The sequence below is a fragment of the Allobosea sp. TBD101 genome, assembly GCF_059817965.1.
Genome location: NZ_CM187543.1, coordinates 4,994,682 through 5,020,766 on the forward strand (window position 1 = coordinate 4,994,682; position 26,085 = coordinate 5,020,766).

Below are 26,085 nucleotides of genomic sequence, written 5' to 3' on the forward strand. Positions count from 1 at the left end.
GTTCAGCGCCCGGACAAGCCTGCAAGCAAACGGCCGGCCCGACCGCGTCTCCACCAAGGGAGGACGGCATGGCCGCGCGTGCCGCTCCAGTCGCCTCCCTTGAGATAAGGCGCGAACGCAGTGGTCAGCGGATCACCCGTCGGGCCGGCATAGCTCTGCAGCGCGTTCTCCGATGCGAACATGCCGTCGAACGGTGTCTGGAAGGCGTCGTCCGACACACGCTGCAGAACAGCATAAAAAAGCAGGTCACGATTATCGTATCGCTTGAACCGCTCAAGGGAGTATTCAATAAGATTGGGTTGGTAATCGACGGTAAACGCTAACCTAACGATCCGATATTTATTTGCCGCTGCAAGATCCGCAAAAAATCTAGGATGATAGTTGAAGAACCCGTGATTGACATTTCCCGCGCTCGGGGCAGCGTGAATGATGAATCCTCCGACCTTGCACATCTCATGCATGTTGCGGAAGACCTCGAACTGATTGAAACAATGCTCGGCCGTTCCAAGGTTCGTCACGACATCGAACCGATCCGTGAAGCCATATTCCTGCGCGATGTTGCGATTCAGGTCGAATATCCGCGCCCCATGTAGATCGGTCGCGTCGATGCACTCATAACGGGAATAGCCGAGACGTTCGTACAGAGCCCGGGCCGTTGTGATGGCCTCCGGCGCGGCCCCGACACCGCCTTGTACCAGAACGTGGTCGACGGCTTCTGGAGCTGCACAGAGGTCTTGAGCGCCCAGCTCGATCACGCTAAGACCGCCGACGCCGAGTTGCGGTCGCAACTCCACCAGGATGCGAACCATTTCCGCGTTTAGGCCCACGCCGCATTCTCCAGCTACCCACGATCAGAACGGGTCTCGTTACCTCAAGGGTGTCATGAACGCCAGCAGTCTCGGATGCCCCAATTGCGGCCAGGTCGGATTTCGGCCTGCCGGCCAGACGGTCACGTTGCGGAAAAACCTGCTCGATTGGGAAGTACAGGGCGCACTCCTGTTCCCGGAAGCAGTCTGGCAGGATTACGAGACCTGCCTTGACGAGGACATCGTCCTGCATCGCTGCCCCACTTGCGAGTTCAGACAGTTTCTTCCCCCGCGGGCCGGGACCGGCTCCTTCTATGCCGCCATCACCGGAGAGGGCGCGAGCTACTACACCCAAGATCGCTGGGAATTTCGCAAAGCCGTTTCTAGCATCGCCGCTTCCGGAGCTCGGACAGTATTGGACGCAGGCTGCGGCGGGGGAGCTTTTCTGCGCCAGCTGACGGCCAGCGGCGCCTATGAAGCCTACGGTTTCGACTTCAACCCTGAAGCCGAGGCCGAGCTGGCCGCGAGCGGCCTGAAATCGCTGCGAAGCATGGATGACATGGCGGTGCCTGGAGGCTTCGATGCCGTGACATGCATGCAAGTACTTGAGCATCTGGATGAACCGTGGGCGTTCGGCGAACTCCTGCGAAAACAACTGCGCCCGGGTGGGTTGCTCATCCTGTCGACGCCCGATGCGGACGGCCCGATCCGCCATTTCACCAATTCGGTGACGGATCTCCCGCCGCACCACGTTTCGCGCTGGAACGCAAAATCGATGGAGGCATTTGGCCAGAAATTCGGCTTCTCGCTTCTGCGGATTCGCCGGGAACCGCTCGCACGCTACATCTGGCGCTTCTATCTGCCGGTCATGATCCGCAACAGTCGCCTTCCAGGCCTGGTCAAACACCAGTTGCTCAAGTCGAACAGGGTCGAGCGCTTTCTGGAGGCCCTCGAGCGTCGCGGCATTTCCGAGCTGCCTCCCCTGCCCGGGCACACCCTCTACGCCGAATTCCGGGGCTGAGCAGCATGTGTGGCATCGCGGGATCGTTTGGCGTCGAAGCGGCCTCCATCCAGGCAATGGTGGAGGCGATGCACCATCGCGGCCCGGACGACCGCGGCGTATTCGAACATGCAGGCGGCACGCTGGGCATGACCCGGCTGGCCATCGTCGACACCTCGAATGCAGGTCATCAACCGATGATCTGGGGGGCAGACGAGGTGGTCCTGGTCTTCAATGGCGAGATCTACAACCATCGCCATCTGCGGCAGGAGCTCGAGCTCAAGGGGCATCTCTTCAAATCCCAGAGCGACACAGAGGTCGTGCTGCATCTGTATCTCGAATTCGGCGAAGGATTCGTCGAGCACCTGAGGGGCATGTTCGCCATAGCTTTGCTCGACCGGCGCAGTGGGCGGGACATCCTCCTGCTCGCGCGCGACCACCTCGGCATCAAACCCCTCATCTATGCGAAGATCGGAAGCGGCTTGATTTTCGCGTCCGAGATCAAGGCTCTGATCGCGTCCGGGGTCGCGGAGCCGCGCCTCAACCCCGACGCCGTCAGGCAATTGTTAATGCGCGGAGCGGTATGCCAACCGGCGACGATGCTGGCCGGCGTTGAGATGCTGATGCCCGGACACCTCCTGCGATTGTCGAGTGATGGCAGGACGATCCGACGTTTCTGGGAGCCCGGCTCGGGGCGCCGTGCCGACATCGCTGCCGCGAGCTATCCGGAACAGGTTGACGCCGTGCAGGCCGAGCTCGACCGCATCGTCCGCGAGCAAATGGTCGCCGATGTACCGGTGGGAGCCTTCCTCAGTGGCGGCCTGGACAGCAGCCTGCTGGTCGCGCTGATGGCCAAAGCCAAGGCGGACCCCATTCGAACCTTTTCGGTCGGCTTCGGTGATGACGGCGCCGATCTGGACGAAACCGAAGACGCTCTCGTCGTGGCACGGCACCTCTCGACACATCACACCCGGGTCAGCGTCGCTCCTGAGCGTGTCGCCCGGTTGCTCAATTCCTTTGCAGGCGCCTTGGACCAACCCTCTGTCGATGGCCTTAACGCTTGGATCGTTTCGGAGGTTGCCGCACAGGACGTAAAGGTCGCGATTTCAGGGACCGGCGGCGATGAGCTCTTCGCCGGCTACCCTTGGTTCCGCACAATGCAAGGCTTTCAAGCCTCGAACCAGGAGCGATCCGCCATGTCGTGGGCGCAGCGGCTTCGGCGCCTACTGCCCGGCAGCACAGGCAGCCTTACAGACGACCGCGCGTTCCTCCGCACATTTGCGGCCCAGTACCGCCATTTCGAGCCGGAAGCCGCAGCGCGCCTGATCGGCCGAGCGCCGGACGAGCTTGCGGCAGCGGAACTCGCGGACCTGACCCGATCCGACATCCTGGCGGATGATACCGCGCTCAACAGAGTTTCAGGGCTTTGCCTTGCCGGCTACACCCAGAACCAGCTGCTGCGAGATGTCGATGCGACTTCCATGGCGCATTCCATCGAGGTCCGCGTGCCGTTTCTCGACCCTGACCTGTCCGATATCGCACTTTCGCTCCCCGATTCAGCCAAGTTGGGGGCGACGCACTCCGCACTCGGCGATGACAGCTATGTAGCTCTCGGAACGAAGCGCATTCTCCAGGATATCGCCAGGAAGCATCTGCCCGGAGAGCTTTTGAGCAGACCCAAGCGCGGTTTCTCCATGCCGATCGACAAATGGCTGCGGGGCCCGATGCTGGAGAGCTTGCAGGACAACCTCAGGCATCTTCCCAGCGGTCTCAGCCACCTGATCGACAGCGCGGAGACAGCGCGCGTGGCCGACAGATTTCTGGCCGGACAACTACACTGGGGGCGGCCTTGGCTGCTGCTGGTACTGTGCCTCTGGTGGCAGAATGTGCTGAAAGCCGCTCCGTCGGCGATCGGCGAGCAGACTCGCGCTGCGTAAAGGTTGGCATCGTCAGAACATGGTCAGCAGCAGACACCCATTCGGGTCGGATCCATATCCGGGCGCGGGGCGCATCCTGTTCGTCGGCGACGTCCACGGCAGCCATGCACGATCCTGGATGAACGTCCTTCGCGGATCCGAGATCAATGTACGCTGCTTTGGCAGCGTGAACGGCGTGATTCCTGCTGATTTCGACCTGCCGACCTACTCGCCCCTGCCACAGTATCCGCTTTCTCCGAACATCCGGCCGCTGTTCACCAATCACTGGCTCATCTCGGCCCTGCTGCGTGAAATCGACGGCCTCTATAATGGCCGCCTCACCGAGTGGGCCCTGCATCGTGTCCTTCGCAAATGGCGCCCCAATGTCGTTCATAGCTTCGGCATATTCCCGGCGTCAGAGTCCTATCTGCGCGTGCAATCCCGATTGGGCGCAGACAAGCCTCTTTGGGTTGTTCAAGCGCGCGGCGGCCCGGATATCGAAGTCAACCGGCATCTCGACGACCGCCGGCAAACGCTCCATGCTATTTTCCAGGCCTGCGATTCCTTTATCGCCGATACCGATCAGAACCTTGACGCAGCAGTAGGGCTCGGACTGCCTGTCGGAAAGTGCTCGTCGATCGGTCGCGTACCCGGAACCGGCGGGATCGATATAGACGCCTTGGCGGTTGGGCACACCGTGCCTCCCTCGCAAAGAGAGCGCCTGCTGTTCGTGCCTAAGGCCTACGAACACCTCCAAAGCAAGGTACTGCCGGTCCTTGAGGCCCTAAAGATCGTCTGGCCGCGCCTCGCGCCTTGCAGGGTCGTCTGCACGGCCGTCAATCCTGACGCTCTACCCTGGTTCCACAGCTTACCTGCGGAGATGCAGGCATCGATCGAGGTTCACCCGCGTCTGCCGCGGGAGCGAATCCTGGAACTGATGACCCAAGCGCGGGTGGTGCTGGCCCCATCGGTCATGGATGGAATTCCGAACACGCTGCTCGAAGCGATGGCAGGGGGCGCCATACCGATCGTATCGCCGCTACCAACGATCACGCCTCATGTATCGGAGCCCGAGAACGTCTTCTTCGCACGCAACCTCTACGTTCACGAGATCGGGGACGCGATCCTGAAAGCCATGGATGGCGGCGAACAGCTTGATCAAATGGCGCAGAGAAATCTGTCGCTCGTGCGCAATCTCGGGGATAGACGGCAGTTTGAACAGCCGATCCGCACCTATTACGCGGAGCTGCTTGCACAAATGCGCCGCCCGATCGAAACGCACACGCAGGCATTACACAAGCAAGGCGCGATGTGACCTTCGCCAGAGGCGACGGTCAAGGCAAAGAGCATCAAAGGTTTTCTCACGCGGAAGGCACTCCGCGCCCGGTCGCCAGCGGCGGCCATGTTCGCACCAGCTACCAGCTCACACCATTCCATCGGGCAAGGATATCCTTGTGGCGAGCTATGAGGATTCGCCTGTCCGCGCCCGCGATATGTAGATTTACGCGGAGAGCGCCATCCTAATGCCAAACTATCGCGGCAGCCGATGGACAGGCCTGCTATAGGCAAAACATGTACGCGAAGGGGTCTTATGCGATCGGACGATAGAGAGGTGGCCCATCTCGATAAGTCAGCCGCGTTCAACGGTCGCCCATCTATACTGGGGGCACTGTTTGCCACAACACTGAAGCAAACTGGGGGCTCGCCTGCGCCTCCGATTCACAGCCCCTGCCCTGACACCTCCCAATCAAGCCGAAGCCCATGATGAAAGTTCTGCTCGTCTCGCATTACCTGCCGCCGTCACGATACGGCCAGCCACGCGTCATTCAACGGCTGCTCCAGGGCTTTCCAGCGGAAACCTACGCGCTGGCATCAGTCGAGACGTATGACCGGAGCCAAGCGCGCTCGGATCAGGATGGCCCTTGGCTACTGGGCGACTACATTCACCTGCGAAAACTGGATTGGCTGAACCGCATCCTCATCCGGCGCCCGCTCGCCCCCTACGCACGCCTGCTTGGCGCCCTGCCCGAGATTTGGTTTCGCACCGGACAGATCGCCAAGCTGATCCGAGAGCGGCGGAGCGGCGTAACGATCGCCTGCTCGGGCGATATCGCGGACCTGCCGGCAGCCTGGCTTGCCAGCAAGCGCACCGGCTGCGCGTTCATCCCCTACATGTTCGACGACTATGTCGAGCAATGGGCGTTTCAGCCCCGGCTACGACGGTTGGCCGCAGCACTCGAGCGCCGCTTCATCGCGAATGCGGCCAAGGTCATCGTTCCCAACGAGTTCCTGCGCCGTGAATATCAGGAACGCTACGGGCTCGGCGACAAGCTCGTCGTCATCAACAACCCCTGGCTGTCCGATGTATCCCCGCCATCGGGCGAGGCTGTCCGGCGCGATGGCCCCAAAAAGATAGTCTACACCGGCTCGATCTACCATGTGCATTTCGATGCCTTCGTCACGCTCGGCCAAGCCCTAGGCCTGCTCGATTGCACGGCAACGCTCGACATCTATTCCGCAACGCCGGCCGAGACCCTGACCGCCAACGGGCTCGATCGCTTCGTTCATCACGGCCATGTCGACGACAAGACCTCGGCGGCCGTGCAGCGCGACGCCGATATCCTGTTCCTGCCACTCGCTTTCCAATCCAGTGCCCAGGCCGTCATCCGCACTTCGGCGCCCGGCAAGATGGGGGAATATCTGAGCAGCGGCCGGCCACTGCTGATCCATGCTCCCGCAGACAGCTACATCGCCTGGTACGGCCGCGAACACGACTGCGCCGAGGTCGTGACGGAGCGCGACCCCGCAACACTGGCAGCGGCCATCCAGCGCTTGCTGACGCAGCCGGACCATGTCGCGAAGCTGGTCGCCAATGCCAAAGCTCGGGCTCAGGCGGATTTCAGCCCGGAGGTGGCCGCAACCCGTTTTGCCCAAACCCTTGCTTGCGTATCCAGCCAATCCGGGAGCCGAGCATGAAGCAACGGCCACGCCTCCTATTCGTCGCGATGGCGGATAGCGTCCATACGGCACGTTATCTCTCGTTGCTCGCCAGGAGCGGTTGGGACGTCCATCTCTTCCCGGTCTATTACTGCGAGCCGCACCCCAAGATGCGGAACGTCACGATCTGGAATGTCGCGAGCGGATATCGCCCCCCGGAAAGCGACCTGAGCGTTACCATGCGCGGCTTGTGGCCGTTCCGGCGCGGACGAATCCTGGGGCTGCGCGCGAAACTCACGGCCGAGCGCTTCGGGTTCGGCCAGGCAGCTCAGCTCGCCGCCCTCGTCAAATGGCTCAAGCCGGATCTGCTCCACTCGCTGGAATTCCAGCATGCGGGGTATCTCGTCGAAGAAACGAAACGCCGCTTCGGCCCGCGCTTCCCCCGCTGGATTGCGACCAACTGGGGAAGTGACATCTATGCCTTCGGCAAGCTGCCGTACCATCAGGATCGCATCCGCGCGGTGCTGGCTGGCGCAGACATCTATGGCTGCGAGTGCTTTCGCGATGTCGTCCTCGCCCAGGAGCTGGGCTTCCGAGGCGAAGTGATGCCAGTGCTGCCGAATACCGGCGGCTTCGATCTCGACCATTGCTTCGCGCTGTGCCAGGAAGGTCCCCCGTCCGCGCGTCGGGTCATCGCGGTCAAGGGATATCAGTACAGCTTCGGTCGTTCACTCGTCGCACTACGTGCCCTGGAACGGACAGCTCCGCTTCTCAAGGACTACAAGATCGTTGTCTATTCACCCTTCCCGACCGACGTCGTCGAGATTCCAGCGCAGTTGATGGCCTTGCGCTCAGGGTTGAATATCGAGTTGCTGGGGCACGTCACGCATGACGACATCTTGCGCCTTCACGGCCAGTCAAGATTGTCGATCTCGCTCAGCATCTCGGACGCGATCTGCACTTCGATGACGGAAGCGATGGTGATGGGTTCCTTCCCCATACAATCCGACAGTGCCTGTGCGGATGAATGGGTCGAGGATGGCCGATCAGCGTTTCTGGTCAACGCGGACGACAGCGATCATGTTGCCGAGAAGATTAGGTTGGCCGTTACCGATGATGCACTTATAGACCAAGCTGCGATCATCAACCGGGATACGGCCTTAGCGCGGCTGGACTCGACGCAGATCGGCTCTCAGGTCATAGCAGCCTATGAGAACATCCTTGGCCGCCAGGAGACATCTGCCGTATGAAGCGTATCCTCGTCGTCGGAGCGAGTGGCATGCTGGGCCATCGCCTCGTTCGTGGATTGTCTGCCGACTTCAACGTCACCGGAACGGTCCGTGGCGACGCTGCGGACTGGGCCGCTCTGCCGCATTTCGCGAACGCGACGGTGCTTGGCAGTGTCGACGCGCTTGATTTCAGTACGGTCGCAAACGCGGTCGAAACGGCCCGCCCGGAACTGGTCATCAATGCGGTCGGCGCGATCAAGCAGGTCGCCGACGGCAAGTCAGCCGTTCCCGCCATCCGGCTGAATGCGCTATTTCCGCACCAGCTTGCAGAGGCAGCGGGACGGGCCGGCGCCCGACTCATCACCTTCAGCACCGACTGCGTCTTCTCCGGCAAGAAGGGGCCGTATCAAGAAACCGATACCCCGGATGCAACCGACGTCTATGGTCGCTCGAAACTCCTCGGCGAGGTAACCGCGCCCGGCTGCCTGACCCTCCGGAGCTCGATCATTGGTCGGGAACTGCGCGGACGCCATAGCCTGGTCGACTGGTTCATCAGCCAGAACGGCGGCCGGGTGAAAGGCTTTCGAGGCGCGCTCTACAGCGGCATGACCACCGGAGCCGCCTCCAACCTCGTCACAGCCATCCTGCGCACCAAACCGGAGCTGGAGGGGCTTTGGCAGGTTGCCGCGCAGCCGATCAACAAATACGAGCTGCTCAAGCTCGTTCGCGATGCGATGGGTCTGACGATCGACATTGCGCCGGACGACGACTTCCACTGCGATCGCCGCCTCGACGGTTCCCGCTTCGCCCAAGAAACCGGGCTTGCGCTTCCGTCCTGGCCGCAAATGATCGCCGATCTCGCCGCCGAGGCGCCATTCTACAGTGCCAGTGCGCGCTGAGCTGAGAAGGACCGACATGCTTACCGACAAACGCGTGGTTATCACCGGTGGTACGGGATCCCTGGGCAAAACCCTGCTGCGCCGCATCATGTCGAATGAGTTCGGCAAGCCGTCGAAGGTCGTCGTGTTCTCGCGCGACGAAGCGAAGCAGCACGACATCCGCACGCAATACCTGCACAAGGCGTTCGCGACCGACGAGATCGCGTATTCGAACTTCGAACGCCTGCTCGAATTCCAGATCGGCGACGTTCGCGATTACGCATCGGTCGCCAGTGCTTTGAGCGGCGCTGACATCGTTTTCCATGCCGCGGCCCTCAAGCAGGTTCCGGCCTGCGAGTATTTCCCGTTCGAGGCGATCCAGACCAATCTGATCGGGGCGCAGAACATCGTCCGCGCCATCCGCGAACGGGATCTGCCGATCGAGACGGTGGTCGGTATCTCGACCGACAAGGCGGTCAACCCGGTCAATGTCATGGGCATGACCAAGGCGTTGCAGGAGCGCCTGCTGATCCGCGCCAATCTCGACCGCCCCAACACCCGCTTCATCGTCGTCAGATATGGCAATGTCCTGGCTTCGCGCGGCTCGGTGATACCACTGTTCCATCACCAGATCCGCGCGGGCGGCCCTGTGACGCTGACCGACCGCCGGATGACCCGTTTCCTCCTCTCGCTGGACGAGGCCGTCGACACCATCTTTGCAGCGGTCAAGAACGGGCGTCGTGGCGAGATCTTTGTGCCCCGCGTGATGTCGGCGAACATCGCCGATCTCGCGGAGGCTCTGATCGATGGCCGGGACATCCCGATCAACGTCACCGGCATCCGCCCGGGCGAGAAGTTGCATGAGGTACTGGTCTCCCGCGAGGAAGCCTTCCGCACGCGCAACAACGGGGATTTCTACGCGATCGCGCCGCTGCTGCCCGAGATCGCGGTCGACTCGGGGCCGATCGTGCTCGACGACGAATACAGCTCCGGTTCACCGGTCGTATCCAAGGAAGAGGTCAAGGCGATGCTCGTTCGCCGGCGCCTGATGCTTGAAGACGTCGCGGGCGAGCAGGGAGAGCTGCTCCGGTGAAGATCGTCACGATCCTCGGGACGAGGCCGGAGATCATCCGGCTCTCCTGTATCATTCCGAAGCTGGATGCGGCCTGCGACCACGTTCTCGTCCACACCGGCCAGAACTTCGACCGAAGCCTGAGCGAGCTCTTCTTCGAGGAGCTCGGCTTGCGCGAGCCCGATCACCACATGGCGATCCAGTCCGCGCATTTCGGCGACCAGATCGGCCAGATTCTCGCGCGCTCGGCGGAACTATTCGCCAAGGAACGGCCGGATCGGCTGCTCCTTCTCGGCGATACCAACAGTGCGCTCACGGCCTTGATCGCCAAGCGCATGGGCATCAAGGTGTATCATATGGAAGCGGGTAACCGCTGCTTCGATGACCGGGTGCCGGAGGAGGTCAATCGCCGGGTGATCGATCACTCGTCCGATATTCTGCTGCCCTATACTGATCGTAGCCGGCACAACCTGCTCCGTGAGGGCATTCCGCCGTCGCGCATCTTCGTGACCGGAAATCCCATCCGGGAAGTGATCGAGCGTCATGTTCCGACAGACCGGGCCGACGCCTTCGCCCGAGCCGAGGTCGAGCCGCAGCAGTTCATGCTCGTGACGCTGCATCGGGCCGAGAATGTCGATGAGCCGGACCGGCTCGAGCGCTTTCTCACCGCTCTGGACATGATCGAGAAGCGGTTCGGCAAGACGATCCTCGTCAGCACGCATCCCAGGACGCGGCAGAAACTGGCCGGCCTGAACCATCGCGCCGCCACCAACCCTCGGATCCGCTTCGTCGAACCCTTCGGCTTCCCGGACTTCATCACGCTGCAGCGCCACGCCTTCTGCGTGCTGACCGATAGCGGAACGGTGCAGGAAGAAAGCTGCCTGTTCGGCACGCCGAACGTCACCCTGCGCGATACGACCGAGCGGCAGGAGACGCTGGAGAGCGGCAGCAACATCATCGCCGGCTCCGATCCCGACACGATCCTGCGCGCGGTCGACCTCGTCATCAGCGGCCAGACCAACTGGACACCGCCTCCGGAATATCTCGCGGAGCGGGTCAGCGATGTCGTGCTGAGGATCGTGCTCGGCCATCACATGGGCTGATGCGCCGTGCGCGTTCTGGTGCTGTCCTATCTGTTTCCTCGTCCAGCGGAACCGTGGAGCGGCATCTTCGTGGTCGAGCAAGTGGCAGCCTTGCGAGCGCGCGGCATCGATGCTCGCGCCCTCTGGGGCTTCAGCCTGGGCATGCCGCTGCGGCAGCCGGAATTCAAGGCGGACTGGATACCGGCGCCGATCGCAGGCATCCCATCCGCCAGCTTCCAGTATCGCGTTCCGCACCGGCTCTGGCAGCTTCTGGCTGGCCCGGCCTACGGCCGCGCCGCTCTGCGCGCGGCCTCAGCCATCCGGCAAGAATTCCCGTTCGATCTGGTGCATGCGCATACCAGCTTCCTCGACGGACACGCTGCCAGCTTGATCGGCGATGCCTTCAACGTACCGGTCGTCCTGACAGAACATAGCGGACCGTTCTCGACGCAGATCGACAATCCCGTGAAGCGGCGGTGCACGCTACGCGCGCTTCGTCGAGCCGATCAACTGATCGCGGTCTCCGATTTCCTTGGCGAGCAGATCAAGACATCCCTGCCCCAAGCCGCCAGCCGCGATATCGCAATCATCGGCAACGGGATCTCCGGAGATGCCATGCCATGCCATGCGCCCCGCGCGACCGACGGCAGGATCATCGCGCTCTGGATCGGCAGTCTCGTTCCCGTCAAACAGCCGCACATGCTGCTGGAGGCTTTCGCCGCCGCTTACCGGCGGGATTCGCGTCTGCACCTGCGCCTTGCAGGCGATGGCCCGCTCGGCGCGGAATTGCGCCGATATGCCGGGGAACTCGGCTTGTCAGAGCCGATCGAATGGCTCGGCCCCCTCGATCGGCAAGGCATCAACGCGGCACTGGGCGAGGCCGATTTCGTGGTGGTGTCGAGCAAGGCCGAGACGTTCAGCCTGGCAACCCTCGAAGCACTTGTATCGGGCCGTCCCGTACTATCGACGCGGTGCGGGGGGCCTGAATCGATCATCGATTCAACAGCACTCGGAATTCTTACCAGCAACGACCAGGCCGGTCTCACCGCCGGGTTTATCGACATGGCCAACCGTCATCGCGCCTTTGAACCCGCAACGTTGCGGAAGTCCGCGCTCGACCGGTTCGCGCATGATCTCATTGCCGACCGTCTCGGCACGCTCTATCAGACACTTCTTTCACGAGAATCCACATGACCGGACGCCGCTGGACCCCGCAACATATTGCAAGGGCGCTCTCCCGCCGCACCAAGCAGTTCGCCGAGCGTAGCACGGTCGCTCTGCTCAACCGCGGCCTGGCACGCAAGGTCGCCTATATGGCCAGAACCGGCGAGGGGACCGACACCTGCCTGGCCGAGGGCGCCCTGCCCCTGCCCGTGCACTTCTACTCGCCGGTACCTGATATCCCCGATCTTCAGGCAAGAGGCGTCTTCGCGCGCCGCAGCCCGTTGGCCGGCATTGATTTCCAGCCGGAACGGCAGCTCGCCTACCTTGCCGAGCTCGGCCAGACCTATGGCGCGGAATGCGACTGGCCGCATGACCAGCGTTCACCCAACGAGTTCCACACCAACAATTCCGGCTTCAGCTTCGGCTGCGCCGCCAGCCTCCACTGCATCCTGCGCCGCTACAAGCCGAAGCGGGTGATCGAGGTCGGTTCCGGCAACTCGACCCGCGTCATCGCTGGTGCCCTCAACCGCAATCGGGCCGAAGGCCAAGCTTGCACCTATACCGTCATCGATCCCTATCCCTCGGATGAGACGCGCGCCGTTCCGGGGATCGATCATTTCGAAATCGAACGCGTCGAGATGGCCGATCTCGCCCTATTCGAGACCTTGCAGGAAAACGACGTCCTGTTCGTCGATAGCGGCCATACGGTCCGCATCGGTGGCGACGTCAACTTCATGATCCTGGACGTGCTGCCACGCCTGGCACCGGGCGTCATCGTGCACTTCCACGATATTCCGATGCCGTTCGAATATCACGAAGTCTATTATACCAACCCGGCCTTCCGGATGCTCTGGACCGAGAGCTACCTGCTTCAGGCCTTCCTCAGCCTCAATTCGTCCTACGAGACGCTGCTCGCGATGAGCTTCATCATGCAGGACCATCGCGACGCGTTCCAGGCTGCGTTCTCACCATACAAGCCCGCGCTGCACGTCAACAGCAGCTCGAGCTACTGGATCCGCCGCACGCGCTGATGCAAGCGCCGCCCCGGGGTTGATCAGAGGGTCGCCCCGGCCCGCTCGCCCCACATCCCGAGATTCACGATCCGCCAGAGCGTGAAATCGAGCGGCCGCTGACCGTCGAGCATTTCCTTCGCCAGCGACCTGACGCCCTTGGCATTCATCAGCCCGGGATAGCGTGCCAGCGTCTTCTCGATGCCGTCCTCGACCAGGCCGCGCAGAGGCCCCCGGAACCAGATCTGCTCCGGGGTCGCGAAGCCGAGCTTGTCCCGACGCTCACGCACGGCCTCGGGCAGAATGCCCTTCATGCCCCGGCGCAGCACGCGCTTGGTATCGCCGCCGACGATCTTGTGGTCGTTGCCCAGCGCCAGGCTGAACTCGACCAAAGGATGATCGAGGAACGGCACGCGCGCCTCGATCGAATGCGCCATCGAGTTGCGATCCTCCCAGTGCAGCAGCATCGCGAGGTTGGAACCGTAGGTCAGCGTCATGCACAAGGACCGGATGTCGGTCACCGGCGGCAAGCCGAGCTCGTCGCTTGCAAGCTGCAGCGCAGTTCGCGGATTGCCGTGCTCGCGCAGAAGTGCCGTCCCGAGCCAGTCATGCTCAGCCAATGCCCGATGCTGGCGCCGCAACCCGCCGATCAGTCCGGGGGGCAGAAGCCGCAGCAGCTGAAGGCGCATCTGCTCGGAGACCGGCGTGCCGTGATAGCGCTTGCGCTCGACCATCGTGCGCAGAAGCTGCCCGAACTGCCACTGCCGCGTCAGACTGGCCATGTAGTAGGAGAAGCCGCCGTGATAGCCGGATAGCTGCTCGTCAGCGCCCTGCCCGTCGAGCATCACCTTCACGCCGACGCGACGCGCCTCCTCGAACACACACCACTGGGCGAAGATGGAGGTCGAGCCGAAAGGCTCGTCCTGATGCCAAGTAATGTCGGAAGCGCGTTGAAAGACGTCCTCCGCCTTCGGGAAAACGAAATGCGGCTCGGTATGGGCGTGAGAAACGACCATGTCCATGAATGGCTTTTCGTCGACACTCTTCTCAGCATAACAGGCTGAGACCGTGTTCACCCTTGCGCCGCCCGCCCCCGAGCCCATCATGCCGGACATCAGGCAGACGATCGCCGATGAATCGAGGCCGCCCGAAAGGCAGGAACCCACCGGCACGTCGGACCGCAGATGAAGCCGGACTGCGTCTGTCAGGAGATCGCGGAAACGGTCCGCTGCCTCGCCCTCGGATATCGAGAGTTCACCAGCGGTCGCCGGATACCAGCGCCGCGGATTGACCGTGACCGGTCCCTGCCCGCTCGCATCGATCATGACGCATTCGCCGCCGCGCAGTTGCATCACGCCGTCGAACATCGTCTCCGAGGTGTGGTCGGAAATGCCGGAAGCCAGGAAATCATGGACCCGAGCGACGTTCATGCGGCCCGAAACTCCAGGCAGGCCGAGCAATTGCTTGATCTCGGAGCCGAACGCCACGCCACGCGGCGTCGCAGCCATGTAGAGCGGCTTGATGCCGTAGCGGTCGCGAGCAGCAAAGAGCTTCCTGTCGCGTTGGTCCCAGATCAAGAAGGAGAACATCCCGCGCAGCCGCGGCAGCGCGTCTTCCCCCCAGAGCATGTAGGCGCGCAGCAGCACCTCCGAATCGGACTCCGAGACGAAGACCTCGCCCTTTGCCCGCATTTCCTCGCGCAGTTCGACGTAATTGTAGATCTCGCCATTGAAGACGAGCCAGTAACGGCGCGACGCATCCGACATCGGTTGCAGGCCGGCATCGGAGACGTCGATGATCGCGAGGCGGCGATGACCGAGCGCGACCGGCCCTTTCGCGCTCTCGAAGACGTTCCAGCCGCGACCGTCCGGGCCACGATGGGCGACGATGTCGATCCGCTGGGGATCAGGCTCGTAACCGAGCGAGCCGAAAATACCGCACATCCAATAGCCTCATCGAAGCGGATCGACGCCGCCGGAAGCATCGCCGGGCGTCGGCGTGGCTTATAATGACCCGCTTCCGATCGGTCGAGAGCACGAGAGGGAGCGCGGAGGCGGTCAGCGCGTCGAAAAAGCTCAGGCGGTTTTGGAGTTTAGTGGCATTGTCGCCAGACGCTCCCACGCCTATCCCTCATATACAGCTTGAAGCGGATCATTATCCGCCACCTGCCGGGGAGCACTATGCCCGACCACGCCTCCACCGACCGCCGCCCGATCGGGACCTTCGACTATGTCGTCATCGGGGCGGGCTCGGCCGGTTGCGTCGTCGCCAACCGGCTGGCGGCCAATCCGAAGAACAGGGTTCTGGTTCTCGAAGCCGGCGGCATGGATGACTGGGTCTGGTTCCATATCCCGGTCGGCTACCTCTTCGCGATCGGCAATCCCCGCGCCGACTGGCTGTTCCAGACCGAGCCGCAGGCCGGGCTCGGCGGGCGGGCCCTCGCCTACCCGCGCGGCAAGGTCGTCGGCGGCTCCTCGGCGATCAACGCCATGGTCTATATGCGCGGCCAGGCCGCCGATTATGACGGCTGGCGCCAGCGCGGCCTCGCCGGCTGGGGCTGGGACGACGTGCTGCCCTATTTCCTGCGGCACGAGGACCATATGGCGCCGCCGCCGGGCGGTTTGCACAAGGCGGGCGGGGAATGGCGCGTCGAGCATCCGCGGGTGCGCTGGGCGATCCTCGACGCGATCCGGGACGCCGCGGAGGCCGCCGGTATCGCCAAGATCCCGGATTTCAACACCGGCGACAATGAAGGCTCCTCCTATTTCCAGGTGAACCAGCGTCGCGGGCGACGCCTCAGCGCCTATCGCGCCTTCCTGAAGCCGATGCTCGAACGGCACGACCGCGACAATCTCAGGCTGGAGACCGGCGTCCATGTCGAGCGCATCCTGTTCGAGAACGGCCGGGCCAAGGCCGTCGAGTTCACGCATGGCCTGGGCACCGCGAGCGAGGAGAGGCTGAAGGTCGAGATCAACGGCGAGGTCGTGCTCTCGGCCGGGGCCGTCGCCTCGCCGCTCCTGCTCGAACGCTCCGGCATCGGCAGCGGGGCGCGATTGCAGAGCTTCGGCATCGAGACGCTGGTCGATGCGCCCGGCGTCGGCGAGAACCTGCAAGACCATCTCCAGATCCGGCCGGTCTACAAGGTCCATGGCGTCAAGACGTTGAACAGCGACTATGCCAAGCTCTGGCGCCGGCCCCTGATGGCCCTGGAGTGGGCGGCGTTGCGCACCGGACCGCTGACCATGGCGCCCTCGCAGGTCGGTGCCTTCGCCAAGTCCTCGCCGCATTACGCGACGGCGAACCTGCAATACCATTTCCAGCCGCTTTCCCTCGACAGCTGGGGCTCGGGCCTGCACCCGTTCGACGCCTTCACGGCGAGCGTCTGCAATCTCCGGCCGACGAGCCGCGGCAGCGTGCATCTGCGCTCGGCCGATCCGCGCGACAATCCGGTCATCTCGCCGAACTATTTCGACACGGAGGAGGACCGGCAGGTCGCTGTCGATGCGATGAAGCTGACGCGCCGGATCGTGGCCCAAGCGCCGCTCGCCCGCTTCCGGCCCGAGGAGCATATGCCGGGCGAGGCCGCCCAATCCGACGAAGCCCTGCTGGAAGCCGCCGCCCAACTCGGCACCACGATCTTCCATCCCGTCGGCACGGCCCGGATGGGTGGCGATGACGATCCGGGCGCGGTCCTCGACGGACGGCTCAGGGTGCGTGGCGTCGAGGGCCTGCGCGTCATCGACGCCTCGGTGATGCCGACGATCACCTCCGGCAACACCGCCAATCCGACGATGATGATCGCCGAGAAGGGCGTGGCGATGCTGAAGGAAGACGCACGCCGCTAGCGGCTATCGGGTCAGCGGCATGGAATTGCCGCAAATCGCGACCTATGAATCGTAGGGATGTCCGATAGCCTTCCGCCCTCACCTGTACTCGAACGCGGTCCGCTGACGCGCGGATTGCTCGCGCTCCTGCGCGCCGTCATCACCGTCTTCGTCATCCTCGACGAGTTCCTGCGGCCGCTCTACCGGCCACTGCTGCGCCGGCTCGCGGAACTGCGCATCATGCGCCGGCTGGAGGAGAGCGTCGCCGCGCTGCCGCGCCCGCTCGTGATGCTGGCGCTGGCGATCCCCTTCGCCATTGCCGAGCCGCTGAAGCTGTTCGGGCTGCTGCTGTTCGCACGCGGGCAGTTCTGGGCCGGTCTGGTGGTGACCGCCTTTGCGCATCTGATGAGCTTCGTCTTTGTGGAGCGGATCTATCATGCCGGCCGCGAGAAGCTTCTGAGCTATCGCTGGTTCGCCTGGGTCATGGGCCAGGTCGTGCGCGTTCGCGACGGCGTGCTCGGCTGGGTCCGAGCCACCGCCGCCTATGGCCTGGCGATGCGGACACGTGATGCCGTGCGTCACTGGTGGCGAACGATGCGGGCCTGAGCCTCAGGCCGAGCGGCCGCGTGCCAGCAGCATGAGGGCGCCGGCTGCGAGCGCAGAGAAGGCGATCAGCAACAGCGTCGAGACCGTGACGCCGCCACGCTCCAGCGCGATGGCGAAGGCGAGTGGGGCCGTCGCCTTGATGACGAGGCCAGGCGCCGAGAGCTTGCCCATGGTCGCACCGAAGCCGACCGGACCGAAGAGCTGGAGCGGGACAGTGCCGCGCACGATCGAGCTCAGGCCCATGCTGATGCCGAAGGCGATGGCGAAGAGCCCGGCAACGACCGGGAGCGAGCCGCCGATCAGGAGCAGGACGAGGCCGAGCGGCATGAGCCAGGCCGAGACCCAGGCGGTCGTGACCGGCGAGACGGAGCGCCCGAACAACATCTCTGTGAGACGCCCGGCGACCTGCGACGGACCGAGCATCGCACCGATGCCGACCGCGACGGCGGCGCTGAGGCCAAAACCCTGCAGCAGCGCCAGCATATGCACGGCCATGGCCGAGACGACGAAGCCCTGCAGCGAGAAGGCCAGTGCCAGCAGCAGGAAGGCGCGGCGACGAGCCTCCCCCGTGAGATAAGTCGTCTCCGGCTCCTGCGAGGAGGACGGGACGGCAACACCGGTCTCGGCGACCACCGGCCGCTTCACGCGCCCCGGCAGGAAGAAGAGATGCAGAGGCAGGCAGACCAGAATCTGCGAGAGACCATAGAGTCGATAGACGCCGCGCCAGTCCATGATCGCGAGCAGGCTGGAGGTCAGCGGCCAGAACAGGGTCGAGGCGAAGCCGCCGATCAGGGTGAGCTGGCTGATGGCTCGCCGCGCCTGGCTGCCGCGCGCCTGCGTCAGCGCGGCGAAGGCGGCGTCGTAGAAGACGGCCGTCGTCACCGCCTGCAAGGCGACCATCGCGAGCGTGTAGCTGACGATCCCTCGCGCCTCGGCCAGCGCGAAGAGCGAGAGGCCCGCCAGGCCGGAACCGATCGTCATCACCAGCCGCGTGCCGTAGCGATCGATCAGGCTGCCGGTGACGGGGGCGACCGCGCCACCCAGCAGCAGCCCCACCGCAAAACCGCCGAAGGTCCATTCCGGGGCCCAGCCGAAATCGGCGGTCATGCGCGGCGCCAGCACGGTGAAGGCGTAATAGAGCGCGCCATAGCCGAAGACCTGCGTGACGCCGAGCGCGACGATCAGCGAAGGCCCGCCCGGCCGGGCAGCTCGCGGCAAAGCCATGGCCGTTCCCCCTGTCCCCGATCAGACGATCTGGTTGCGCAGGCCCGTTTCGCCGCGCGCCAGCCGGTCCAGATTGTCGAGGAGGATATCGACCACATTGCTTTCGTAGACCCGGGTCTCGCCCGCGCTATGCGGGGTCACGATGACCTGCGGCATGCGCCAGAAGGGCGAAATCGGCGGCAGCGGCTCCTCGTGGAAGCAGTCGAGCCCGGCGCCGGCGATGCGGCTGCTGCCGAGCGCATCGAGCAGGGCCATCTCGTCGACGACGCGGCCGCGCGCCACGTTGATCAGGTAAGCGGAAGGCTTCATCGCGCCAAGGATGCGGGCATCGATCAGCCCTTCGGTCTCCGGCGTCAGCGGGCAGGTCAGGGCGACGAAATCGGCCGCGGCCACCGTCTCGGCCAGCTTATCGGGATGGACGACCGCCTCGACATGCGGCTGCGGCTCGGGGCTGCGGCGCACGCCGATGACGCGCATGTCGAAGGCGCTCGCGAGTTTCGCCAGCCGCAGGCCGATGCGGCCGATCCCGACGATGACCAGCGTCTTGCCGCCGAGTTCATCCTCGCGCCGCGCGCGATCGCCGATCATCGGACGCCAGACCTGCTTCGCCTGGTTGTCCCGCGCGAAATGGATCTGGCGGGTCAGCGCCAGGATCAGCGACATGGCATGCTCGGCCACGGCCCGCTCGTTGCCGCCCTGGGCGCTGGCGAGGCGAACGCCGGCTGCGCCGATCGCGGACTTGTCGAACTGGTCCGTGCCGGCGCTGATCGACTGGATGAAGCGCAGCTTCGGCAGGCGCGGCAGCAGGTCGTTGCGCCACAGACCGGAGACGACGAGCACATCGGCTTCCGGTGCCCGCTCACGCAGTTCGTCGAGGCTGCGGACCTCGAAGCTCCCAGCGGCGCGGCCGCGCGTCAGGAACTCGTCACGAAGCTGATAGGCGGCGTGAGCGAAGCCGATCGTCAGGTCGCCTTCCGGCGGCAGGAATGCCATGCGTTGTCTCTCCCCGATTCCTTATACGGTCGACGTTAGCCGGCCCGCCGGCTCCTGTCCCCGCATCCGCCGCATGCAAGCTTCACGCTGACGGCGATGCTTCCGGGGCATCGAAGGTGAGCGCCGCGCGCAGACGCGACCATTCGGCCTCATCGCCCGGCAGGCCGAAGCGCAGCCGATCCGGCGCGTTCTGGAAGTGGCGGACATAGATGCCGTGCCGGCCGAGATGGGCAAAGAGCGCCGCGGCCCCGGGGGTTTCGAGCAGGCGGAACAGGGTGGTGCCGCCAATAATCCGGCCATGCGGCGCAAGCAGGGCGTCGAGGCGGGCAGCATCGCGCGCCCGCTCCCGGCCCGCCTCGGCGAGCCAAGCGGCATCCGACAGGGCCTGCGCGCCGACATGAAGCGCCGGCCCCGCCACCGACCAGGGACCAAACGCTGCCTTGAGCTTCGCCATCGCCTCGGGCGCGCCGACGACGAAACCGAGGCGCAGGCCGGCAAGGCCGTAGGTCTTGCCGAAAGAACGCAGCACGATCACCCCGGCCGGAAGGTCCGGGATGATGCTGGTTTCAGGCGTGAAATCGGCGAAGGCCTCGTCGACGACGAGAAGGCCGCCACGGGCCACACAATGCGCGGCAAGGCTTGTCAGTTCGGCCTGCGACAGCACACGCCCGTCGGGGTTGTTCGGATTGACCACGACGATGGTCGCGGCCGCCTCCGCAGGCGTCACGGTTTCGCTGACGGCGTAGCCAGCCTTGCGCCAGGCATGGCCGTGCTCGGCATAGGTGGAACCAAGAACCGCGACGGGGCCGGCCGGCGCGAGGCGCGGCAGCCATTCGATCAGGATCTGCGTCCCGGGCGCTGCGACGATCTCAGCAAAGACCGGCACGCGATAGGCGGCGCGGGCGGCTTCGATCAGCGCGGCCTCGTCATCGGCTCCGGGCAGGCGCGTCCAGAGGCTTAACGGCAGCGCCGGAAGCGGATAGGGGATCGGGTTGATCCCGGTGGAGAGATCGACCCAGGGCTGCGGCGCCTCCGGAAAGAGCGCGCGGGCCGTGGCGAGATCGCCGCCATGCCAGATACCGTCCTCAGCCACGCCCGCGCCCCCGCATGAACCTCTCCGCCAACCTGCCGCTGCTCGTGCTCGCACTGACCATCGAGGCGGCATTCGGCTATCCCGAGCGCTTCTATGCCGCGATAGGCCATCCCGTCACCTGGATCGGCCGCTTGATCGGCATGTTCGATCGCGTGCTGAACCAAGAGACCGCCTCCTTCGTCAGGCGGAAGGCCATGGGGGTTCTGGCGCTGACGCTGCTGCTCGCCATCATCATCGCCCTGTCGGCGTTGATCCAGCGGCTGTGCCTCTCCTTCGGCCTCCTCGGCCTGATCCCGCTCGCCCTCCTTGCCTCGACCCTGATCGCGCAGCGCAGCCTGCACGAGCATGTCGCCCGCGTCGCCGAGGGACTGGAACGTGACGGGCTCGAGGGCGGACGGCGCGCCGTCTCGATGATCGTCGGCCGCAATCCGCAGACGCTGGACGAGGCCGGCGTCTCGCGCGCTGCCATCGAAAGCCTCGCCGAGAATTTCTCGGACGGGATCACCGCGCCGGCCTTCTGGCTCGGCGTCGGCGGATTGCCGGGCATCGCCGCCTACAAGGCGATCAACACCGCCGATTCGATGATCGGCCATCGGACGCCGCGCCATCTCGCCTTCGGCTGGGCGGCGGCGCGGCTCGACGATCTCGTCAACCTGCCGGCTTCGCGATTGACGGCGCTTCTGCTGGTCGCCTCGGCCGCGCTGGACCCGAAGGCGGACGCTGTTGGTGCCTGGCGAGCGTTGCGGCGCGATGCCGGCAAGCATCGCTCGCCCAATGCCGGATGGCCGGAAGCCGCCATGGCCGGGGCGCTGGGCCTCAGACTTGCCGGCCCGCGCGTCTATGGCGAGACCCGCGTCGAGGATCACTGGATGGGCGATGGCCGGGCCGAGGCCAATGCCGCCGATATCCGCCGGGCGCTCACGCTCTACAAGCGCTCCTGTACTCTGCTCTGGGCGTCTGCCGCGCTGCTGGCGGCCGTGACGCTGCTCTGAAGCCTCACTCTGACACGGGCACGGCCCGCCGCGCGATGGCCTGCAGATCGGCGCCCTGCGGCAGGGAGCCGAAATGGCCGGACCAGCCGCCCGCCAAGCGCGAGGCGACATAAGCGTCGGCGACCGCATGCGGCGCGTGACGGATCAAGAGCGAGGCCGACAGCGCCAGCGCCATGCGCTCGACGAAGCGGCGCGCCAGATGCTCATGCCTGAGCACATCGACGAGATCGGTTTCCAGCTCGGCGAGGAAGGCGTCGTAGCGCGGATCGCTGCCGCGGGCGGCACGCAATTCGTCGAGCAAAGCCGGCACACAATCGGGATAGCGGCGGATCGAGCGGAGCACGTCGAGGCAGACGACATTGCCCGTGCCCTCCCAGATGCCGTTGAGCGGCGCCTCGCGATAGAGCCGCGCCATCAAGTGGTCCTCGATGAAGCCGTTGCCGCCATGGCATTCCAGCGCCTCGACCACGACCGGCGTGGCGCGCTTGCAGTTCCAGTATTTCGCGATCGGCGCGCCGATGCGGCCGATCAGCTTCTCGGCCTCGCTTCCGTCCTCGCGGTCGAGCGCGTGGACGAAGCGGAAGGCGAGCCAGGCGGAGGCCTCGGCCTCCAGCGCGAGGTCGGCGATGACGTTCGTCATGATCGGCTGGTCGATCAGCGCCTTCTGGAAGGCACGGCGATGGGCGGTGTGATGCGCGGCCTGCGCCACCGCATGGCGCATCAATCCGGCCGAGCCGACGGCGAAATCGAGCCGCGTATAGTGGTTCATCTCCAGCCCGGCGCGAATGCCGTGGCCGGGCTCGCCGATCAGATGGGCGATGACGCCGCGAAATTCGACCTCGGAGGATGCATTCGACTTGTTGCCGCACTTGTCCTTGAGGCGCTGGATCTGCAGGCGATTGCGCGAGCCGTCCGGGAGCCAGCCCGGCACGACGAAGCAGGACACGCCCTCCTCCGTGCGCGCCAGCGTCAGGAACACGTCGGAATGCGGGACGGAGAAGAACCATTTATGGCCAGTGAGGGAGTAAGTGCCGTCGGCATTGCGTGTCGCCACCGTCTGGGTCTGGCGCAGATCCGAGCCGCCCTGTTTCTCGGTCATCGCCATGCCGACCGTGCCGCCACGCTTCTGCACCGCCGGCAGCGGACGCCCATCGTAGTCGGTGGAGGTGATCAATCGGCCGAACTCGGCCCAGCGCGCGGGATCGCGCTGCAGGACGGGGATCGCCGAATAGGTCATACCGAGCGGGCAGCAGATGCCGTTCTCGCCCTGGTTCCAGAGATAGGACACCGCCGCGCGCGCCACCTGCGCGCCTTCGCGCGGCCTGGTCCAGCACAAGGAATGGAACTCGTCGCGCATCGCGAGCCCCATCAGTTCGTGCCAGGCCGGATGGAACTCGATCTGGTCGACGCGCCGACCCCAGCGGTCATGCGTGCGCAGTTCCGGCAAGCTGCGATTAGCCTGCCGCGCCAAGTCCTGCACGCGTTGAGAGCCGACATGGCCGCCGACCACGCTCGCCTGCTCGCTGAACCAGCCGGCGCCAAAGGCATCGAGGATCGAGCCGAGCGCCGGATCGGCGGCGAAGGCGTCATAATCCGCCAGCGCCGGCGCCTGATTCAGCACTTCATGCGTGTCGTAGCCGTAAGCGTCGAGCGTGGTCATGCGGCCTGTCCTTCTCGGGAAATCAGCGCGGCGATGGAGAGATCGGCAAGGGCAGCGGCGATCTCGCGGCCGCGCTCAGGCGTGATCGGGCGATCCGGCGACAGCGGGCCGATCAACGCTTCCATGAAGCCGCCGACGATCATCGCCGCGGCGGCATCGGGGTCGACCGAACGAAAGGCGCCCAGCCTCCCGCCTTCGACGACGAGCGCGCGAAAAATGCCGGCGATCTCGCGGCGATAATCGAGCCGCGTCGCATCGACGGCGGGGTCAGCGGGCTCGGCGATCATCGACCAGGCCAAGCGGCGATTGGCGAAGGCGCGGCGCGCGAAGGCCTCGACCGCTGCGGTCAGGCGCTCGGCGACGGGGGCGTCGCTCGCGGCGATCTCACGCAGCACGGCAAGCTCGCGCGACGACACGGCCGCGACGATCTCGGCCATCAGCTCGGCCTTCGAAGCGAAATAGGAATAGACGCTGCCGGTCGAGACGCCGCTGGCGGAAGCCACCGCGGCGATCGAGGTCTCATGGAAGCCGACTTCCGACACGATGCCGCGCGCGGCGGCGAGGATCGCCTCGCGCTTGCCGGCCTTGCGGGGTTGCTTCGATGCGCCGTCGGCCATGGCTGGTCTCAAAATTGAATTTGAATTCAGATTCAATCTGAAGACTGGATCGATCACCGTCAAGTGGATGAGCCGGTCGAGGCGATCGCTCCACATCGAGGATGGCTTATCGCAACGGGAGGGGGGTTGGCCCGCGCCGGAGATACTTGGTCATCCCGGGCTTGACCCGGGATCCATGCCGGAACCTCTTTCGGGCAGGTTCCGGAATGGATCCCGGATCTCTGCTTCGCTGCGTCCGGGATGACTCAATGCTGCCGAGGCACAGAGCGGGCTCTCAGAACTCGATGCCTTGCTGCGCCTTCACACCCGCAGCGAAATGATGCTTCACCAGCGTCATCTCAGTGACGAGATCGGCTGCCTCGATCAGCTCCGGCTTGGCGTTGCGGCCGGTGACGACGATGTGCAGGTCAGGCCTGCGGGCAGACAGCGTCGCGACAACCTCGGCGAGCGGCAGATAGTCGTAGCGCAGGGCGATGTTGAGCTCGTCCAGCACCAGAAGCCTGATCTCCGGATCGGCCATCAATTCCTTCGCCTTTGCGAAGGCGCGTTCGGCTGCCGCGATGTCGCGAGCCTTGTCCTGCGTCTCCCAGGTAAAACCCTCGCCCATGCTGTGCCAGCTCACCTGATCGCCAAAGGCTTCAAGCGCCCGGCGCTCGCCGGTCGACCAGGCGCCCTTGATGAACTGCACCACACCGATGCGCCAGCCATGGCCGAGCGCGCGCAGGATCAAGCCGAAAGCCGCCGTCGACTTGCCTTTGCCAGGGCCGGTATTGACGATCAGCAGGCCCTTTTCGAGCGTCTTGGAGGCGACTTCGGCGTCCTGCACCGCCTTGCGCTTCTCCATCTTGGCCTTGTGGCGGGCGGCATCTTCAGTGTCGGTCATCACTTCACTCGCATCGGCAATCCGGCAACCATGAAGACCACGCTGGCCGCACGCGCCGCAAGCGCCTGATGCAGGCGCCCGGCCTCGTCACGGAAGCGGCGGGCGAGCGCGTTCTCCGGGACGATGCCGAGCCCGACCTCGTTGCCGACCAGAACGAGCGGGGCGGATACGCGCTCGCAAGCGGCAATCAGGACATCGCGGGCCGCGACAGTGTCGCGCTCCGCAAGGATGAGATTGGTCAGCCAGAGCGTCAGGCAATCGACCAGGATCGGGCGCCCCGCCGGCTGGGCCGCAATCGCCTCGGCCAGTTCGAGCGGAGCGTCGACCGTCTCCCAGCCGGCCGGGCGCCGGGCGCGATGCTCGGCGATGCGCTCGCGCATCTCGTCGTCATAGGCCTGCGCGGTGGCGACATAGGTCCAGGGCGCCGGCAGCGCCTCGATCAACGCCTCGGCATGGCGGCTCTTGCCGGAGCGGGCGCCGCCGAGGACGAGCGTGAGATGGGGGATCGGAAGAGACTGCATCGGCGGCTTGGTTTCGCTGGCCGTCATCCCGGGCGACCATAGGGAGACCCGGGATCCATGCCGGAACGCTTCCGGTAGAGGTTCAGGCATGGATCCCGGCTCTTCGCTGCGCTCCGGCCGGGATGACCGCATGTATGTGTCGGACCGTTCTTGCATTGCACAGCAACACGGCGATGGCTAATGATGATCCGTGACGGTGCCTCCGCGAGGAGGTGAAAAGGGAACGCGGTGCGAGACCGCGGCTGCCCCCGCAACTGTAAGCGGATGTCCTTCGCCATCGGCCACTGGAGCGCTCGCTCCGGGAAGGCGGCAAGGGGCGCGAAGTCCGCGAGCCAGGAGACCTGCCGTCAACCCGCAGAGATCCAACCGGCTGCCGGCGGGGCGGCCACGGAGAACGCTTATGAACACCGCTTCGGTTTCCACCCCTACACTCAGCGTTTCGGAACGCGTCAAGGCGGTTGCCGCCGCGCTCGTGATCGGCGTCGCGCTGATCTACACGACCGGCTTCGCGGCCTCGACCAATGTCCACAACGCCGCGCATGACAGCCGTCACGGCCTCGCCTTTCCCTGCCACTGAG

23 protein-coding genes and 1 riboswitch are annotated in these 26,085 nt (G+C 64.8%); of the genes, 14 read left to right on the forward strand and 9 right to left on the reverse strand.

What is annotated here, in order from left to right; translation table 11 throughout:
- Positions 1 to 2 precede the first annotated feature (2 nt).
- Positions 3 to 827 (reverse strand): class I SAM-dependent methyltransferase, encoded by an 825-nt coding sequence (locus AC6RIC_RS24255; RefSeq protein ID WP_499734258.1) that lies wholly within the window; start codon positions 825 to 827, stop codon positions 3 to 5.
- Between the two features lie 55 nt (positions 828 to 882).
- On the opposite strand from AC6RIC_RS24255, the gene AC6RIC_RS24260 reads away from it, so the two are divergent.
- The 10 genes from AC6RIC_RS24260 to AC6RIC_RS24305 all read left to right on the forward strand — a co-directional run bounded on the left by AC6RIC_RS24260 (position 883) and on the right by AC6RIC_RS24305 (position 13,115).
- Positions 883 to 1,827, forward strand: coding sequence for a class I SAM-dependent methyltransferase (locus AC6RIC_RS24260; RefSeq protein WP_499734259.1), 945 nt, complete (start codon positions 883 to 885; stop codon positions 1,825 to 1,827).
- A 5-nt stretch (positions 1,828 to 1,832) separates the two neighbouring features.
- Positions 1,833 to 3,743: an asparagine synthase (glutamine-hydrolyzing) gene (asnB, locus tag AC6RIC_RS24265; protein ID WP_499734260.1), complete on the forward strand. Its 1,911-nt coding sequence runs from the start codon at positions 1,833 to 1,835 to the stop codon at positions 3,741 to 3,743.
- Between the two features lie 19 nt (positions 3,744 to 3,762).
- Positions 3,763 to 5,037: a glycosyltransferase family 4 protein gene (locus AC6RIC_RS24270; protein ID WP_499734261.1), complete on the forward strand. Its 1,275-nt coding sequence runs from the start codon at positions 3,763 to 3,765 to the stop codon at positions 5,035 to 5,037.
- Between the two features lie 446 nt (positions 5,038 to 5,483).
- Positions 5,484 to 6,698, forward strand: coding sequence for a glycosyltransferase (locus AC6RIC_RS24275; protein ID WP_499734262.1), 1,215 nt, complete (start codon positions 5,484 to 5,486; stop codon positions 6,696 to 6,698).
- Positions 6,695 to 7,909 (forward strand): glycosyltransferase, encoded by a 1,215-nt coding sequence (locus tag AC6RIC_RS24280; RefSeq protein ID WP_499734263.1) that lies wholly within the window; start codon positions 6,695 to 6,697, stop codon positions 7,907 to 7,909. Before AC6RIC_RS24275 ends, AC6RIC_RS24280 begins: the two co-directional genes overlap by 4 nt.
- Positions 7,906 to 8,787, forward strand: coding sequence for a dTDP-4-dehydrorhamnose reductase family protein (locus tag AC6RIC_RS24285; RefSeq protein ID WP_499734264.1), 882 nt, complete (start codon positions 7,906 to 7,908; stop codon positions 8,785 to 8,787). Before AC6RIC_RS24280 ends, AC6RIC_RS24285 begins: the two co-directional genes overlap by 4 nt.
- A complete protein-coding gene (locus AC6RIC_RS24290) occupies positions 8,777 to 9,859 on the forward strand; it encodes a polysaccharide biosynthesis protein (RefSeq protein WP_499734265.1) in 1,083 nt (360 codons plus the stop codon). The genes AC6RIC_RS24285 and AC6RIC_RS24290 overlap by 11 nt, the downstream gene beginning before the upstream one ends.
- Entirely contained in the window at positions 9,856 to 10,941 is a 1,086-nt protein-coding gene (wecB, locus tag AC6RIC_RS24295) for a non-hydrolyzing UDP-N-acetylglucosamine 2-epimerase (RefSeq protein WP_499734266.1), read from the forward strand. The genes AC6RIC_RS24290 and wecB overlap by 4 nt, the downstream gene beginning before the upstream one ends.
- Positions 10,942 to 10,947: 6 nt before the next feature.
- A complete protein-coding gene (locus AC6RIC_RS24300; RefSeq protein ID WP_499734267.1) occupies positions 10,948 to 12,114 on the forward strand; it encodes a glycosyltransferase in 1,167 nt (388 codons plus the stop codon).
- Positions 12,111 to 13,115, forward strand: coding sequence for a class I SAM-dependent methyltransferase (locus AC6RIC_RS24305; RefSeq protein WP_499734268.1), 1,005 nt, complete (start codon positions 12,111 to 12,113; stop codon positions 13,113 to 13,115). Before AC6RIC_RS24300 ends, AC6RIC_RS24305 begins: the two co-directional genes overlap by 4 nt.
- A 23-nt stretch (positions 13,116 to 13,138) precedes the next feature.
- Here the strand turns inward: AC6RIC_RS24305 and asnB (AC6RIC_RS24310) are convergent, their stop codons facing one another.
- Positions 13,139 to 15,037, reverse strand: a complete 1,899-nt coding sequence (asnB, locus tag AC6RIC_RS24310; protein ID WP_499734269.1) for an asparagine synthase (glutamine-hydrolyzing) — start codon at positions 15,035 to 15,037, stop codon at positions 13,139 to 13,141.
- Positions 15,038 to 15,274: 237 nt separating this feature from the next.
- On the opposite strand from asnB (AC6RIC_RS24310), the gene AC6RIC_RS24315 reads away from it, so the two are divergent.
- On the forward strand, positions 15,275 to 16,939 hold the full coding sequence (locus tag AC6RIC_RS24315) for a GMC family oxidoreductase (RefSeq protein WP_499734270.1): 1,665 nt from the start codon (positions 15,275 to 15,277) through the stop codon (positions 16,937 to 16,939).
- A 57-nt stretch (positions 16,940 to 16,996) separates the two neighbouring features.
- A complete protein-coding gene (locus tag AC6RIC_RS24320; RefSeq protein ID WP_499734271.1) occupies positions 16,997 to 17,524 on the forward strand; it encodes a hypothetical protein in 528 nt (175 codons plus the stop codon).
- A 3-nt stretch (positions 17,525 to 17,527) separates the two neighbouring features.
- On the opposite strand, the gene AC6RIC_RS24325 is transcribed toward AC6RIC_RS24320, so the two are convergent.
- The 3 genes from AC6RIC_RS24325 to cobD all read right to left on the reverse strand — a co-directional run bounded on the left by AC6RIC_RS24325 (position 17,528) and on the right by cobD (position 20,834).
- Positions 17,528 to 18,748, reverse strand: coding sequence for an MFS transporter (locus tag AC6RIC_RS24325; RefSeq protein ID WP_499734272.1), 1,221 nt, complete (start codon positions 18,746 to 18,748; stop codon positions 17,528 to 17,530).
- 21 nt (positions 18,749 to 18,769) lie between these two features.
- Positions 18,770 to 19,741, reverse strand: coding sequence for a D-2-hydroxyacid dehydrogenase (locus AC6RIC_RS24330; protein WP_499734273.1), 972 nt, complete (start codon positions 19,739 to 19,741; stop codon positions 18,770 to 18,772).
- 82 nt (positions 19,742 to 19,823) lie between these two features.
- Positions 19,824 to 20,834, reverse strand: a complete 1,011-nt coding sequence (gene cobD / locus AC6RIC_RS24335) for a threonine-phosphate decarboxylase CobD (protein WP_499734274.1) — start codon at positions 20,832 to 20,834, stop codon at positions 19,824 to 19,826.
- 14 nt (positions 20,835 to 20,848) lie between these two features.
- Between cobD and cbiB the strand changes: the two genes are divergently transcribed.
- Complete coding sequence (gene cbiB / locus AC6RIC_RS24340) at positions 20,849 to 21,826, forward strand: adenosylcobinamide-phosphate synthase CbiB (RefSeq protein ID WP_499734275.1); 978 nt, start codon at positions 20,849 to 20,851, stop codon at positions 21,824 to 21,826.
- 4 nt (positions 21,827 to 21,830) lie between these two features.
- Here the strand turns inward: cbiB and AC6RIC_RS24345 are convergent, their stop codons facing one another.
- The 4 genes from AC6RIC_RS24345 to cobU form a co-directional block, all read right to left on the reverse strand.
- Positions 21,831 to 23,486: an acyl-CoA dehydrogenase family protein gene (locus tag AC6RIC_RS24345; RefSeq protein ID WP_499734276.1), complete on the reverse strand. Its 1,656-nt coding sequence runs from the start codon at positions 23,484 to 23,486 to the stop codon at positions 21,831 to 21,833.
- The gene (locus AC6RIC_RS24350) at positions 23,483 to 24,103 is read right to left on the reverse strand and encodes a TetR/AcrR family transcriptional regulator (protein WP_499734277.1); all 621 of its coding nucleotides are present in this window, start codon (positions 24,101 to 24,103) and stop codon (positions 23,483 to 23,485) included. Before AC6RIC_RS24350 ends, AC6RIC_RS24345 begins: the two co-directional genes overlap by 4 nt.
- A gap of 274 nt (positions 24,104 to 24,377) precedes the next feature.
- A complete protein-coding gene (gene cobO, locus AC6RIC_RS24355; RefSeq protein ID WP_499734278.1) occupies positions 24,378 to 24,986 on the reverse strand; it encodes a cob(I)yrinic acid a,c-diamide adenosyltransferase in 609 nt (202 codons plus the stop codon).
- Entirely contained in the window at positions 24,986 to 25,534 is a 549-nt protein-coding gene (gene cobU / locus AC6RIC_RS24360) for a bifunctional adenosylcobinamide kinase/adenosylcobinamide-phosphate guanylyltransferase (protein ID WP_499734279.1), read from the reverse strand. Before cobU ends, cobO begins: the two co-directional genes overlap by 1 nt.
- A 150-nt stretch (positions 25,535 to 25,684) precedes the next feature.
- A riboswitch (cobalamin riboswitch) is annotated at positions 25,685 to 25,870 on the forward strand.
- 37 nt (positions 25,871 to 25,907) lie between these two features.
- Here cobU and AC6RIC_RS24365 point away from each other — a divergent pair.
- Positions 25,908 to 26,084, forward strand: a complete 177-nt coding sequence (locus AC6RIC_RS24365; protein ID WP_454658526.1) for a CbtB domain-containing protein — start codon at positions 25,908 to 25,910, stop codon at positions 26,082 to 26,084.
- The last annotated feature ends 1 nt before the right edge of the window (position 26,085 follow it).

Excerpts from the sequence above, each read along its gene's own strand:
- AC6RIC_RS24260 (WP_499734259.1), top strand. The coding sequence starts at position 883 with ATGAACGCCAGCAGTCTCGGATGCCCCAATTGCGGCCAGGTCGGATTT.
- asnB (WP_499734260.1), top strand. The coding sequence starts at position 1,833 with ATGTGTGGCATCGCGGGATCGTTTGGCGTCGAAGCGGCCTCCATCCAG.
- AC6RIC_RS24270 (WP_499734261.1), top strand. The coding sequence starts at position 3,763 with ATGGTCAGCAGCAGACACCCATTCGGGTCGGATCCATATCCGGGCGCG.
- AC6RIC_RS24275 (WP_499734262.1), top strand. The coding sequence starts at position 5,484 with ATGATGAAAGTTCTGCTCGTCTCGCATTACCTGCCGCCGTCACGATAC.
- AC6RIC_RS24280 (WP_499734263.1), top strand. The coding sequence starts at position 6,695 with ATGAAGCAACGGCCACGCCTCCTATTCGTCGCGATGGCGGATAGCGTC.
- AC6RIC_RS24285 (WP_499734264.1), top strand. The coding sequence starts at position 7,906 with ATGAAGCGTATCCTCGTCGTCGGAGCGAGTGGCATGCTGGGCCATCGC.
- AC6RIC_RS24305 (WP_499734268.1), top strand. The coding sequence starts at position 12,111 with ATGACCGGACGCCGCTGGACCCCGCAACATATTGCAAGGGCGCTCTCC.
- asnB (WP_499734269.1), bottom strand. The coding sequence starts at position 15,037 with ATGTGCGGTATTTTCGGCTCGCTCGGTTACGAGCCTGATCCCCAGCGG.
- AC6RIC_RS24315 (WP_499734270.1), top strand. The coding sequence starts at position 15,275 with ATGCCCGACCACGCCTCCACCGACCGCCGCCCGATCGGGACCTTCGAC.
- AC6RIC_RS24320 (WP_499734271.1), top strand. The coding sequence starts at position 16,997 with ATGTCCGATAGCCTTCCGCCCTCACCTGTACTCGAACGCGGTCCGCTG.
- AC6RIC_RS24325 (WP_499734272.1), bottom strand. The coding sequence starts at position 18,748 with ATGGCTTTGCCGCGAGCTGCCCGGCCGGGCGGGCCTTCGCTGATCGTC.
- AC6RIC_RS24330 (WP_499734273.1), bottom strand. The coding sequence starts at position 19,741 with ATGGCATTCCTGCCGCCGGAAGGCGACCTGACGATCGGCTTCGCTCAC.
- cbiB (WP_499734275.1), top strand. The coding sequence starts at position 20,849 with ATGAACCTCTCCGCCAACCTGCCGCTGCTCGTGCTCGCACTGACCATC.
- AC6RIC_RS24345 (WP_499734276.1), bottom strand. The coding sequence starts at position 23,486 with ATGACCACGCTCGACGCTTACGGCTACGACACGCATGAAGTGCTGAAT.
- AC6RIC_RS24350 (WP_499734277.1), bottom strand. The coding sequence starts at position 24,103 with ATGGCCGACGGCGCATCGAAGCAACCCCGCAAGGCCGGCAAGCGCGAG.
- cobO (WP_499734278.1), bottom strand. The coding sequence starts at position 24,986 with ATGACCGACACTGAAGATGCCGCCCGCCACAAGGCCAAGATGGAGAAG.
- cobU (WP_499734279.1), bottom strand. The coding sequence starts at position 25,534 with ATGACGGCCAGCGAAACCAAGCCGCCGATGCAGTCTCTTCCGATCCCC.
- AC6RIC_RS24365 (WP_454658526.1), top strand. The coding sequence starts at position 25,908 with ATGAACACCGCTTCGGTTTCCACCCCTACACTCAGCGTTTCGGAACGC.